General features: G+C 41.9%; 10 protein-coding genes. 1 reads left to right on the plus strand and 9 read right to left on the minus strand.

From position 1 onward, the window contains the following. Window positions 1–21: 21 nt before the first annotated feature. From AAHB15_RS06990 to AAHB15_RS07025, 8 genes are all read right to left on the minus strand, one after another. Window positions 22–2,058: a (Fe-S)-binding protein gene (locus tag AAHB15_RS06990; protein WP_446715846.1), complete on the minus strand. Its 2,037-nt coding sequence runs from the start codon at window positions 2,056–2,058 to the stop codon at window positions 22–24. A 19-nt stretch (window positions 2,059–2,077) separates the two neighbouring features. Then, the gene (locus AAHB15_RS06995) at window positions 2,078–2,851 is read right to left on the minus strand and encodes an enoyl-CoA hydratase/isomerase family protein (protein ID WP_342042052.1); all 774 of its coding nucleotides are present in this window, start codon (window positions 2,849–2,851) and stop codon (window positions 2,078–2,080) included. Beyond that, window positions 2,844–4,592: an FAD-binding protein gene (locus tag AAHB15_RS07000; protein WP_251565853.1), complete on the minus strand. Its 1,749-nt coding sequence runs from the start codon at window positions 4,590–4,592 to the stop codon at window positions 2,844–2,846. Before AAHB15_RS07000 ends, AAHB15_RS06995 begins: the two co-directional genes overlap by 8 nt. A gap of 23 nt (window positions 4,593–4,615) precedes the next feature. Beyond that, on the minus strand, window positions 4,616–6,163 hold the full coding sequence (locus AAHB15_RS07005; protein WP_342042053.1) for an acyl CoA:acetate/3-ketoacid CoA transferase: 1,548 nt from the start codon (window positions 6,161–6,163) through the stop codon (window positions 4,616–4,618). Between the two features lie 133 nt (window positions 6,164–6,296). After that, entirely contained in the window at window positions 6,297–7,436 is a 1,140-nt protein-coding gene (locus AAHB15_RS07010; RefSeq protein ID WP_144563594.1) for an acyl-CoA dehydrogenase family protein, read from the minus strand. A 17-nt stretch (window positions 7,437–7,453) separates the two neighbouring features. Beyond that, entirely contained in the window at window positions 7,454–8,911 is a 1,458-nt protein-coding gene (locus AAHB15_RS07015; protein WP_335571448.1) for an aldehyde dehydrogenase family protein, read from the minus strand. 25 nt (window positions 8,912–8,936) lie between these two features. Continuing rightward, complete coding sequence (locus AAHB15_RS07020) at window positions 8,937–10,106, minus strand: iron-containing alcohol dehydrogenase (RefSeq protein ID WP_342042054.1); 1,170 nt, start codon at window positions 10,104–10,106, stop codon at window positions 8,937–8,939. Window positions 10,107–10,323: 217 nt separating this feature from the next. Next, a complete protein-coding gene (locus tag AAHB15_RS07025) occupies window positions 10,324–10,965 on the minus strand; it encodes a GntR family transcriptional regulator (protein ID WP_335571446.1) in 642 nt (213 codons plus the stop codon). A gap of 270 nt (window positions 10,966–11,235) precedes the next feature. Here AAHB15_RS07025 and AAHB15_RS07030 point away from each other — a divergent pair, with 270 nt between their 5' ends. Next, window positions 11,236–11,919 (plus strand): GntR family transcriptional regulator, encoded by a 684-nt coding sequence (locus AAHB15_RS07030; RefSeq protein ID WP_335571445.1) that lies wholly within the window; start codon window positions 11,236–11,238, stop codon window positions 11,917–11,919. A 112-nt stretch (window positions 11,920–12,031) separates the two neighbouring features. Here AAHB15_RS07030 and AAHB15_RS07035 read toward each other — a convergent pair whose 3' ends face one another. Continuing rightward, a complete protein-coding gene (locus tag AAHB15_RS07035) occupies window positions 12,032–13,321 on the minus strand; it encodes an MFS transporter (RefSeq protein WP_335571444.1) in 1,290 nt (429 codons plus the stop codon). Between the last annotated feature and the right edge of the window lie 118 nt (window positions 13,322–13,439).

Below are 13,439 nucleotides of genomic sequence, written 5' to 3' on the forward strand. Positions count from 1 at the left end.
ATGGCAGTGCTAACAAAGCGATTAACTTACTAAAGAACGCTCCACAATCTCAGCAATATCCAACGTTTTAACTTGTTCTTCTACTTCTTTTGCCTTAGTCCCATCACTGAGCATCGTTAGGCAATATGGGCAGTTGCTTCCAATAACGGTGGGATTTAACCTCAAGGCTTGTTCTGTCCTCTCGATATTAATTCGTTTCCCCTGTGTCTCCTCCAACCACATCATTCCGCCACCAGCCCCGCAGCACATGGAATTTTCACGATTTCGCTCCATTTCTGCTACTTTGACTCCAGGAATGGCTTTTAGAATTTCTCGTGGAATATTATAGATTCCGTTATAACGGCCTATATAACACGAATCGTGGTACACAATCTTTTCATTCACTTCACGGGTTGGTTTTATTCTTCCTTCTTTTATTAACTTGTGGATCACTTCTGTATGATGGTAGACCTCTGCCTCCAACCCAAATTCCGGGTATTCGTGCTTAAAGGTGTTATAAGCATGCGGATCGATGGTGACGATTTTTTTCACGTTGTTAGCTTGAAAGTTTGCTATATTTTCTTGGCAAAGCTGTTGAAATAAGAATTCATTCCCTAATCGTCTCGCTGTATCTCCTGAATTCCGTTCATCATTTCCTAGAATGGCAAACTTAACGCCCGCAAGGTTGAGAATCTTTGCAAACGATTGGGCAATTTTTTGACTTCGATTATCATAAGAGCTCATGGAACCGACAAAGAACAAGTATTCAAATTCTTCCGTCTCCTCAACCGTTGGGACATTGACATCGTCTCTGCTTTCACGCCATTTAATCCGCTCCCTGCGATTAAGTCCCCAAGGGTTGCTTTGACGTTCAATATTTTGAAAGTAGCGTGAGGCCTCATGCGGCATTTTCCCTTCAGTCAATACAAGAAACCGGCGCATATCGATAATTTTTTCAACATGTTCATTGGCTACCGGGCATTGATCTTCACAATTTCTGCATGTCGTACAAGCCCATAATTCTTCTTCTGTAATCACATCTCCAATTAGATTTGCCGTTACAGCTTCCGACGTTGCCGCTGCCTCATGACCTGGAAAAGCAAACGAAGGCATCCATGGTGTTCGCGAGGTAATTGCCGCCCCCTTTTCGGTCAAATGATCGCGCATTTTTTTCATTAATTCCATCGGAGACAGGGTTTTTCCCGTTACAGATGCAGGACACATACTGGTACAGCGCCCACACTCTACACAGGCATAAAGATCAATTAACTGGTTTTGACGGAAATCTTCAATTTTCCCTACCCCGTAAGTCTCCAGGGATTCGTCTTCGAAATTGATCGATGTCAGTTTTCCCACCGGCTTTGTATCACGTAAATACACGTTAACTGGAGCAAATAAAACATGAGCATGCTTTGACTGCGGTACATAAACAGCAAAACTAAGTAACGTAATAAGGTGAAGCCACCAAAAAACATAAAAGCCTACGCCGCCTGCCTCTCGGCTCAAGCCCGAAAACCATCCGGCTATCGTACTGGAAATAGGTGCGTATGGAAGGAAACCTTCTTGCCCCAACCATATATGTTCAAAACTTAGACTTAAAAAGATAGATAATACCAAAGTGGTTAAAAAAATGATAACCAAACCCGACTTAAATCCACGCTTTAATCGCTTTAGCTTTTCTATGTAGCGGCGGTAAAAGGCATATAGGACGGATAATAAAACGAGAAAAGTGGTTATTTCCTGAGATAAGCTAAAAAACTTTTGGGCTGTGCCAATTGGATATTCAAACCCTTTAAAAAACCCTTTAATGATCAGCTCAATGGCCCCAAACTGCAGGATAATAAATCCATAAAACATAATCACATGCATGACGCCGCTCTTGCGGTCTTTAAAAAGTTTTCTCTGTCCGAAGACGTTCACCAGTACTTCATTGACTCGCTTCTGAGTGTCTTTCCTCAAGTTCGCTGGTTTCCCCATTTTAATGAACGTTACCCGGCTATATACAATGTTGGTAAACAGATAAATTGCGTATCCTGTGATACCCAGAAAAGCTATAAAATTTATGAGACCGATCACCATATTCGTTTCTCCTTTCCTGTTACTTGTGTAAAAAAGAAGCTTTTCGCTTCTCAAGAAAAGCATTGGCAGCTTCTTTCACATCCTCGGTTTCATGCAGCATGTAGAAAAGCTCTTTCCCTTTATCCATAAATGTGGAAGAATCAGCAGCATAAAGTTTGATTGCTTTTTTAATGGCTTTTAAGGCAACACCTGGCAAGTTGGCTAAATATTGCGCCAATTCTTCGGCTTTTTTTACCCCATCCGAACTTTCAACGATTTCAGAAGCAATCCCAAGTTGAAGGGCCCTCTCGGCCGATATTGGCTTGCCGGTCAATACCAGGTTCATCGCCTTAGCTGGACCCACCAGTGAGATTAATCGCTCTAATCCCCCATTTCCAGGGAAGACACCGCGCAATACTTCTGGATACCCGATTTGAGCAGTGGATGAAAAGATACGGATATCAAAGGCACTGGCAAGTTCCGCACCCCCTCCTAAAGCATTGCCTTGAATATAGGCAATGGTAGGTTGAGGTGCATTCATTACCTCTGCCAGCATCTCATGTCCCCGCGTCCATACCTCACCGGCCGATTTATTGGCAATACGATCCGGGAACTCTTTTAAGTTGGCACCACAGCAAAAATGATCTCCTTTGGCGACGAAAAGGAGTACACGAACCCCAGAATAATCAGTAATGATACGGAACGTATTCGTTAACTCTTCTTTCACCTTTTCAGAAAGTATGTTCAACGGAGGGTGATCGAGCATTACCTTGGCTATTCCATTTTGAACAGAGAAATCAACTGCATTACCCATTTGCTCCTATCCTGCTTTGCTCTGCTGGCCACTCATATTCCTCCGCAGACATGATTCCGTCCACTTGCCTAATTCGAATGCTTTTTTTCCAATTGGCATCATCTTTTTGCGGGAAGTCTTCGCGATAATGACAGCTTCGACTTTCTCTTCGAAGTAACGCAGCCAACACGATCGACTTGGCTGTAATGATCATGTTACGCAATTCAAGTGCGGACTTGATGGTATCCAATCTTACAGAATATTTACCCTGCTCGAGGTCTTGTTCGGTTTTCAGTAAATACTCCCATGCATCCATCAATCGGGCTTCATTGCGAATAACCAGGCAATTCCGATACATATTCCGGCGAAGTTCATCAATGCTTTCAAGAACATCTTTTGTTCCATTTTGGCTATTTTCAATCCACTGTTTGATCGTTTGAAATTCCTGGATGCACCATTCTTGTGACGATAATTCCTTGCCGTGCTTCATTGAATAGTGTGCAGCTGCTTTTCCTGTTCGGTAGCCATAAACTTGCCCTTCTGCGAGAGAGTTCCCCCCGGGCCGATCCGGGCCTCGTAAACCTCCAGCCGTTTCTCCGGCGATGAATAAACCCAATATGTCAGTTTCACCATCTGGAGAGGTGATTTGTGTCCCGCCGTTCATACATTGAGCCACTAGACCGACTTCAAATTTATCCGAGTGTACATCAATGCCTTTGGATTTTAACACACGTTTTGTCTTCGGCATTTTCTCCTCAACAATCGCCTCAGATCCGGGAGCCATCTTACACCATACGCCTCCGTGCGGTGATGGATTGTCTTCTGATTCTCTTTGGATGGATGTGTCCAAATAGAAGGAATGATTGGATACGGTAAATGGAAAGGCCTTGTGGTTATTAACGTCCTTCACATTTACACCTGTTGGGAGATATCGCTCCAGGAACCGCTCCCCCTTCTGATTTGAAAGAATCGGATGTGTCTTCCAAACCGGTCCTGAAAGTAATGTCACCGGAGGGTTGATCACTCCCGGGCCGATTTGCACGAATTCCATATTTACAAGCGGAATCCCTTGCTGATACGCCATTGCATACCCATCCCCCGTCATATCCGGCGTACCTACACCATAAGTGTAAAGGAAGTGGGCGCCGCCACACGCTAAGATGACAGACGATGTTTGATAGAAGACAAATTCATTTTTGTCAATATCAAAAGCGATGGCACCAACGATTCTCTTTTCGTTATCTGTTACTAATTGAAAAACCATCATCTGCTCATCAATCGGAACGTTATTCTTTTTTAATTCCTTCGCAATGATGTTAAGAATATGTCTTGCCGTGACACCATTCACCCTGCATGTACGGGGATAAGTAGCAAAATCACTCATACCCTGAACAAGTTTGCCATTTTTTTGTTTATCAAAATTAAGCCCTAAATCGATCAGGTCATTTATCCTTTTGGGAGCGTCTTCAGCTAACGTTCGCACTAATGCAGGGTCAATAAAACCTCGTCCCGCATCCATAGTGTCCTGATAATGAATTTCCGGTTCGTCCCGCTCGTCCCCATGGCCAATCGCGGCCGCAATCGCAAGAAGCTCCGAAAACGCTGTTGCTGTGGATCCACCTTTAAGCCAAGGGGATTTAACAGCTATTCGAACCTGTGCTCCAGACTGATATGCGGTTAATGCTGCTTTTGCAGCTGCACCGCCGCCGCCAACTACTAAAACATCACATGTAATCGTCCTTGTTATTTCCCATTTTCCCAATGATCTGACCTTCTTCCATTTGCTTATTTGAATATATCTGCATCCATTTCTCTCAGGTTTGGTGAAATATTTACTTTAAAATCTATATGTGAAAGGATATCACGCTCAATATCAACCCCTGGGGCATATTCAATTAATGTGATCCCTTGGTCTTCCAATCTAAATACAGCTCGTTCCGTTAAATAGAGGACTTCCTGTTTGTTTTTCAGAGCGACCTTCGCATTAAAAGTTAATTGCTCTACCTCAGGAATGAATTTCTTATGTTTTCCTTCATTTAATATATTGACTTTTCCTTGTTCGATCGCAACATCCAACTTGCCACTGGTGAGCGTTCCGCAGAACATAATTTTTTTCGTTTTATGGACGATGTCGATAAAACCGCCGGAGCCTCGAAAAACACCGTTAAACATACTCACGTTTACATTTCCTACACGATCGATTTGTGCAAACCCTAATAATGTAGCTGATAATCCCCCACAATGGTAAAAATCAAACACTTGGGGAGAACTTATGATAGCGGTAGGATTAATATGGGCCCCGAACACCTCTTCACCCATCGGGACACCACCGATCGCCCCGTGCTCCAAAGAGAATGTAACATCATCAAAAAATCCTTCTTCTATAGCTAACTGCGGTAAACCTACAGGAATCCCGACTCCAAGGTTAATGACATCCCCCTGCTTCAGTTCCTTGGCCGCCCTCCTTAATATCACCTTTTTGGAATTCAATGGACGCGGCTTATATACTTGTTCTAACGGAAGTTTGATTTCGCCGGTCCAGCTTGGATCGTCCTCATCAAGCAAGCTTTGTTTTTGGTCCGGATCGATTACCACTGCATCCACCAGAATGCCAGGAATGGCTACGTCATGAGGATTCAGGGTATTGTTTGGCACTACCTGTTTCACCTGGGCAATTACAAATCCCCCACTGGCTTTGGCTGCCATGGCCATCTCCAAGCCGCTTAATGTTACAGGTTCATTTTCCAGCGTAATATTTCCGTTCTCATCCGCTGTTGAACCGCGAATAATCGCTACATGGATAGGAATGCTGGGGTAAAATAGATTCTCCTCGCCGCCAATCTCTATGACTTTTGATATATTCTCTTTGGTATGCTCATTCAGGCGTCCGCCGTCGTAGCGTGGATCCACATATGTATGCAATCCCACTTTCGTCACAAGTCCTGATTCGCCTGCAGCCATGGCCCGAATCCAATGAAAGATCGTTCCCATTGAAAAGCCATAGGCCTCGATTTCGTTTTCGCGGATCATCTCAGTAAGCCGTGGTCCTTCTTTTACATTAAAACTGCCGCTAATTAATCTTTTGAGCATTCCACGATTCGCCACATGTTCTAATCCGGTGCTGTGTGTTTTGCTCCAGCCTACTCGCACGGGTGTGATGACCGTTAAATCTCTTGGTTCTCCAGTGGAAAGGTAACGCTTCTCCAGCTCTGCCATTACTCTTTCCGGACAAAGAACAGAAATAAGGCCGCTGATTGTAATGTTTGCACCGTTTGGTATTTTGCTGACGGCTTCTTCGAAAGAGATTACCTTTGATTTCGTAGTAGTAAGCATTCTCGTTTTCCCCTTTCTAAATTTATAATTTGCTAACCTTAGTGATTTCGTATGAAGCAGCTGGGGCATCCCCCGGCTGTGCTGTGTGCACAGCCGCAGTGTTTACCGGGTCTGTCCCGGAAAAGAAAAGATTCTATTTTCGCTGGTCAAATTTTCTTCCTAATACTTCAGCAGCCAGCATCGTGCGATGAACTTGAACAGTACCTCCGGCAATGGATGCAGCCCGTACACAACGGTAATACCATTCCAAGGGATACTGTTTGGAGAATCCGTATCCACCATGAAGCTGTAAACAATCATCTGTAATCTTTTTAGCCGCCTCTGCTACATAAACTTTAGCAACACTTGCCGCATGCTTATCCGGCTTATTATTTGCTGCGGCCATACCCGCACGGTACAACAAAGTTCGTGCTGCTTCCAATTGCATAAACATGTCAGCTACCATCCATTGAATCCCTTGAAATTCGCATATTTCTTTACCAAACTGCTTCCGCTCCTGAATATATTGAACGGTTCTATCGAATGCAGCTTGGGTAATTCCTAAGGTTTGGGCAGCAAACCCTAAACGTACCCCATTATAGACTCCCATTAGGGCTTTGAAAGCATTACGTTCCGTCAATACATTTTCTTTTGGTACTAAGGCATCATCAAAATAAAGAGCCGATTGGAATTCACCACTCATATTTTCTTCAGGAACGCCTACTGTAAAGCCTGGCGTTCCGCGTTCTACTAAAATGGCGCCAATATCAGATGTCCTTCCAGTGTTTCCAAAGCGTGCATAGACAACAAACAGATCAGCTAAATGTGCCTCACTAACCCAAATCTTGGATCCATTTAATCGATAATGATCTCCTTCATCGACCGCAGTCGTTTTCATGTCTGTGGCCGCACTCCCTGCGTCAGGCTCACTCATTCCAAGTCCCACGAATAATTTCCCGGCCGTTATTTGGGGAAGGTATAATTTCTTTTGCGCCTCTGTGCCAAGGTGATTGATGAAGGAGGCGATTCCAATACTTGAGTGATATACCTGTCTTCCGCTGGTTGGACATACCTTGCACAATTCTTCTATCATTAATAGGGCATCAAATAAAGTTTGATTTAAGCCGCCATACTCTTCTGGCAAAGTTATTCCCAAAAAGCCCTGTTCCGCCAACATACGGGCATTTGACCAATATTCCTCACCTTCGAGCCAATGTGTCCCCATTTGTAATTTGCGAGAGGCAAAGTCGCGGGCTACATCTTTCCATTCTTGATTTGTTTCTGTCATGAGCATGTTTACATCCCCTTTATTTATTTTGATGCTGAATAAACCACTTTAAGATCAGTAAAGAAATCTTTTGCAGTTACCCCAATGGAGTAAGGACCAACCGCTGAATTTTTCAAGCCGCCAAATGGAACATGGGATTCACTAATGGTTCCGTTATTGATATGTAACATCCCGGTTTGTACTTCGTTGACGAATTGTTCAGCGTACTCCATGTTATTGGTAAAGCAGGAAGCTGCAAGTCCGTATTCAACATCATTGGCGATTTGAATGGCTTCGTCAAAACTATCTACAGGCGTTACGGTTAATACTGGTCCAAAAATCTCTTCCTGTGCAATTCGCATATCTGGTGAAACATCAGTGAAAACAGTAGGTTCATAGAAGTACCCCTTAGTCTGGCTCTCTACCCTTTTACCACCGTGAACGAGTGTTGCTCCCTCGTTCACCCCGATTTGGACGTAATTCTCGATGGTTTCCAAATGGTCTTTTGAAACCACCGGTCCCAAGGTCGTTTCCGGGTTCATTCCGTCACCGATGATGTACGATTGACATTTGTCTTTTAAGTAGCTGACTACGTCATTTACTGCCGAACGTTGCACCACGATACGGCTGATCGATGTACATCTCTGGCCAGTTGCTGCAAAAGCGGCGCCGCAAATTTGGTTAACGGCTCCTTTTATATCATTATAGTCATAGATAATGCCGGCATTTTTGCCGCCCATTTCCAATTGGACCGGAATTAATTTTTCTGCCGCGACTTGATAAATCGACCTGCCAACACCAGTAGATCCTGTAAAGGTTACTCCCTTGACAAGCGGATGGCCGATTAGAGGTGTACCAACTTCTCTGCCAGATCCAATTACTAGATTTAAAACACCCTTAGGCAAACCGACTTTTTCAAAAATTTCGACGAACTTAGCAGCAGTTCCGACAGTTATACTTGCAGGCTTAAATACTACTGTATTTCCAGTTGCCAATGCCGGAGCTATTTTTCGAAGCGGTGTTACGATCGGGAAGTTCCATGGAGAAATTGCGGCAATAACTCCCTTTGGTACTCTTTTTGTCTTTACCTCGATACCGGCTCTTTCGCTTGGGAGGGTCTGACCGTTCATTCTCGTAGCTTCACCTGCGGTATAACGTACTTCACTAATCGTCTTATTGATTTCCCCTAATGCCTCGTTTAACGTTTTCCCTTGTTCTTTCGTAATGATTTGAGCAATGGATTGACGTTCGGTGTATAATTGTTCAGTGAAACGATACAGCAAATCTGCGCGCTTAGGAGCCGGCGTACTGGACCAATCAGCAAATGCTCTTTGCGCCGCCTCCACGGCATGATTCGTATCTTCTACTGTTGAATTGGGTGCGATGATCACAATTTCTTCTGGATTCGCCGGATTTTCTCTTTGATATGTTTTCATATTTGATGACGGAACCCATTTACCATCAATATAGTTTTGAATTTTAATTGGAAATACGTTTGCCATGGAAACTCTCCCTTACCACTATTTTTTAAAGTGCTTTCCTCAAGATATTTTTCAAATCCTCTAAGGTAGTTACCTTTGGATTTGCTGCAGCCACTCCACTATCCAATGCTTCCTGGGCAACAATGTGAATTTCTTCTTCAGATAAGCTGACATTGTTTGCTCCGAGTGTTGGCGGAATATCTAAATCGGCAATTAGCCCTTTTACCGCGTCAACAGAGCGTAACGCTGCCTCTCTTGAGTTTAAGCCTTCCACATTCTCCCCTAGCAGAATCGCAATCTCTTTAAATTTTTCTTGATTGGAACTAGCATTGAATTCCATAACAACTGGGAGGAGGATGGAATTTGCTAAACCATGCGGAACTTTATAGTGACCACCTAATGGATGGGATAAAGCATGAACAGCGGCTACCCTTCCCCATATAAATGCTGCGCCGGCAATAGTACTAGCCAACATCATCTGTGAAGCCGCTTCCAAATTGGTGCGCTGAGCTACGAAAGGTCTAAGATACTTTGCAATCAGTCGAATAGCATGTAATCCCAGTGCTTCTGTGATTGGCTGTGCTTGATTGGACGTATAGGATTCAATAGCATGACTCAAGGCGTCCATTCCGGTAATCGCTGCAAGGCCTCTAGGAAGCGTGGTGAGCAGCTGTGGATCGAGGATCGCCGCTTTCGGATGCAAGTTCTGGCTAAGGATTCCCATTTTATATTTACGTTTCGTATCTTTCAGCACCATTGCATGGGTAACCTCAGATCCAGTTCCTGCAGTAGTTGGGATGGCTATTACATCGGGTCCGCGATTTGGAAGTTTGTTCTTTCCTTCATATTGGCCAAGATCTCCAGGATTAGCGACTGCTGCAGAGACTCCTTTTGCAGTATCAATCGAACTTCCACCGCCTATGCCGATCACAGCATCACATTGATTATCTAAGAATAATTGTTTAACGGTGTCCACTACTTCAAGTGTCGGATCAGGTTGGACCTCTTTAAAAACGGAATAGCCGATTTCGGCTCTAGTTAAAATATCTTCTAATCGATCCAGTAACCCGGAGTTAGCAATGCCTGGATCTGTCACGATTAGAATCTTTTGATAGTTTTCAGCCCTAAGAATTTCCGGGAGTTCATTAAGCTTTCCAACTCCGTAATGAATTTGAGTGAGTACGCCGAACTCAAATGAATCGATTAGTAGGTTCATAATTTTCATTCCTCCATAAAATTTTTACTTATTATCGGTTATCGATAATATATTTTTAAAATAACACCAATTTTCCGATTTGTCAAAATAAAATTATCATTTATCGATAATATATAATAAAAAAAAGAGTTATATCTCCCCTGTGTAGCATGCTTCTTTTAAAATAACAAATTAAAAAGTTATTAATCTGTACAAAGTGTTTCACTTTTAAATTTAATTAAAAACTTTTATTTTTTTCATAGTCGACGTGTTCATGCAACGCTTTAATACAACCATTCAAATCATGTGATTTTATAGCGTTTAAGAAAGGATCATGAATGGCAGCAACTTCAGAAAGATTGATGAAGCACGCTTGGCTTGTAAGATACCAAATTCGATTAAGTTTTGACACCAACGTCTCCCACACACTATACATGAATTTATGTTCTGCCATGTGAAATATTTTTGAATGGAAATTAATATCGGCTACCCTTAAGGAGTCCAAATCATTGGTTTCACCAGCTCGAACCATATCAAGGTAAAAATTTTCAAGGTCCCTTAAATCTCCAGCTTTTAATCTTTCCAAACTTCTTTTGATTGCTAATTCCTCCATTATGATACGGAAACAATATAATTCCTCCGTTTCTACCATCGATATGTTTGATACAAAAGTTCCCTTATACCGAATGCTTACGACCAGGTCTTCTTCAGCCAGCTTTAATAATGCTTCTCTAACAGGGGCTTGGCTCACACCGAAATCTCTTGCTACTTCCAATTCAAGGATCCTGTCTCCCGGCTTAAGTTCTCCTTTAATGATTAAATCACGCAAAGCTTCATGAATCTGGTCAGAAAGCGATTTGTTCACAATAGATCTCTTCATAAACGCCTCCTTTTGAGTAAATTCGAAATCGGTAATTATCGATAATATATAATCTATAATCAATATAACATTATTATTGAAAATCGTCAAAATTTTTTTTATATTTAAAAAATGTGTTCAACCCTATTTCTGGCATAAACGTCATTTTCCTAGATCATTAGCAATTGAATAATGTAATGAATGGATATTCATTACATTATGTGGTACAATACTATAAAATCAATTTCGATTAACGATTATCGGTTATTAACAAGAAAAAGGAGGGATATTATGAAAAATTCCATTGTTAATAAAACTCTTTCAGAGCAAATTTTTGAAGCACTGCGAGAAAAAATAATTAAGGGAGAACTTCAACCTGGGGACCGTATAGTTGAATTAGAAGTGGCAAAGAACTATGGTGTCAGTCAGGCACCTGTTCGTGAAGCATTTTTAAAATTAGCGGAAGAAGATTTGGTCGTTACCCAACGAAACAAAGGCACATTTGTTTCGAATTTCTCACTTGATGAAATTGATCAATTATATGATTTTCGTCTCACGGTGGAAGAATTCGCAATTAAAAGAGCTTTTGAAAGATTAATTGACGAAGATGTAGAAGAACTCAAAAATTATCATAATGAGATGGTCCTTGCTGGAGTAAATAATGACTTAGAAAAAATTAGGATTGCAGATGAGGGCTTTCACACAAAAATATATAAAACGGCAGACCATAAATTCCTGAGTAACGTTTGGGAAACCTTGTCTTCCAAACTAAGCCGAATATGGTACCTAAACAGCCAAGTGTATTTTACTGACCTTTCTGAATTAGCGAACATTCACGAACCCATATTAAGGGCTTTCCAAAACAGGGATTTGGATGGCTGTATCCATGCATTTCATGAGCATGTTAACTACGAGCGACAACAAAGAGCTTCCCTTCCTTCAAGTTCGGAAGTACAATCCAATAATCATAAATGAATTCGCGAATAAAAAGGCCGACCTAAGTTCATAAACTTGTCGTCGGCCTTTTTTGGTCTGCGGTTAGTAATTAATATCTAAACGAAACATGTTTTGAATGGGTAATTTTTAATTAAACAGTCCTAGTTTGTACAACTTCCTCTTTGGCCGCTTCTGATTGTAACGGTTTTACAAAAAAGGCGACTGCCAGCGCACCAATTACACCCAAGCCTCCCGCTAGGAGGAAAGCACTTGTAAAATGTCCAGTAAATTGGACAATAAATCCGGTGACTGCTGGACCTATAATTCCTGAAATATTTGCCAGCCCATGTACAAAGCCACTGACTCCTCCAACCTTTTCACCGCGAACTACATCCTGAATAATCGACCAATAAATTGGTGCAGTTAAGTATGTGAAGCCAACACCAAATGCCATAAATATAACAATACTGGTTACAGATGAAGCGATTCCTGCTAAACCAACACATATAGCTGCGCCTATCAGAAAAGTAACTAACACCAATTTTCTTGAAAACATGAGTTTCCCTGTTTTTTTGAATATATAATCTGTCAGCATCCCCCCGCCAATCAATCCAATCGCGCCAAAAGTCCAAGGAATCATGGTTACAAAACTCATTTTCATTATACTCAAGCCTTTAGACATAGTCAGATAACTTGGAAACCAGGTCAAGAAGAAAAAGATGATGTAGTTATAAGCAAAGAAGGATACTGCCATTACTAATATAGTAGGTTGTTTAAGATAATAAGATAATGGAAGGCTCTCTGAAGATGACGTATTTCCTTGCATTTGTCCATCTCTAATCACTTTAAGTTCTTCTTTGCTCACTTTTGGATGCTCTTCCGGCTTGTCCGTGACTGTTTTGATCCAGAGAAGCGTCCATAACAACCCGATCAAAGTAATGACTACAAAGGACCACTCCCAACCGAACTTCAGTGCAATAAAGCCTACTATCGGTCCCGAAAGAGCACCACCAATTGGAAGACCTGCTTGATTGATGCCAACCGCACGCGCCCTTTCCTTAATTGGAAACCAATTGTTAACGGCTTTATTTGCAGTTGACGAAAAAGGACCTTCACCTACACCGAACATTAAACGGACAATAAATAAAGAGATAAAGTTGAAAGCAGTCGCTGTTAAACCACAAAAAATCGACCAGACCACCATAGATGTACCAAAAACTTTCCTTGGTCCGAAAACATCTGAAAAATATCCGCCTATGAAGTTAAACAATGCATATCCAATGAAGAAACTACTTAGAATTAGTCCCATTTCTGCAGGCTCTAGGTGAAATCGCTTTGATATAAAAGGCATGGCTACGGATAAAGCACTACGATCAATATAATTTATAATCGCGGCAAGAAAGAGCATAAAGACAATATACCATCTGAAATTCCGAAACATACGAACCCATCCCCTATTAGGTAATTTATACGAACATGGTCATGTGTGTCTATGGTGTGTCTTTGCTTAGGTTGAAACAGGAACTTTTTTTAAGCGTTTTCATTTATAGGAAAAATAA

This window comes from Bacillus sp. OTU2372 (genome assembly GCF_038440275.1).
Taxonomy (GTDB): Bacteria; Bacillota; Bacilli; order Bacillales; family Cytobacillaceae; genus Neobacillus; species Neobacillus bataviensis_B.

Bases quoted from the DNA above. Each gene is read 5' to 3' on its own strand.
- AAHB15_RS07020 (WP_342042054.1), bottom strand. From the start codon at position 10,106: ATGAACCTACTAATCGATTCATTTGAGTTCGGCGTACTCACTCAAATT.
- AAHB15_RS07005 (WP_342042053.1), bottom strand. From the start codon at position 6,163: ATGCTTACTACTACGAAATCAAAGGTAATCTCTTTCGAAGAAGCCGTC.
- AAHB15_RS07010 (WP_144563594.1), bottom strand. From the start codon at position 7,436: ATGCTCATGACAGAAACAAATCAAGAATGGAAAGATGTAGCCCGCGAC.
- AAHB15_RS06990 (WP_446715846.1), bottom strand. From the start codon at position 2,058: ATGGTGATCGGTCTCATAAATTTTATAGCTTTTCTGGGTATCACAGGA.
- AAHB15_RS07015 (WP_335571448.1), bottom strand. From the start codon at position 8,911: ATGGCAAACGTATTTCCAATTAAAATTCAAAACTATATTGATGGTAAA.
- AAHB15_RS07035 (WP_335571444.1), bottom strand. From the start codon at position 13,321: ATGTTTCGGAATTTCAGATGGTATATTGTCTTTATGCTCTTTCTTGCC.
- AAHB15_RS07025 (WP_335571446.1), bottom strand. From the start codon at position 10,965: ATGAAGAGATCTATTGTGAACAAATCGCTTTCTGACCAGATTCATGAA.
- AAHB15_RS07030 (WP_335571445.1), top strand. From the start codon at position 11,236: ATGAAAAATTCCATTGTTAATAAAACTCTTTCAGAGCAAATTTTTGAA.
- AAHB15_RS06995 (WP_342042052.1), bottom strand. From the start codon at position 2,851: ATGGGTAATGCAGTTGATTTCTCTGTTCAAAATGGAATAGCCAAGGTA.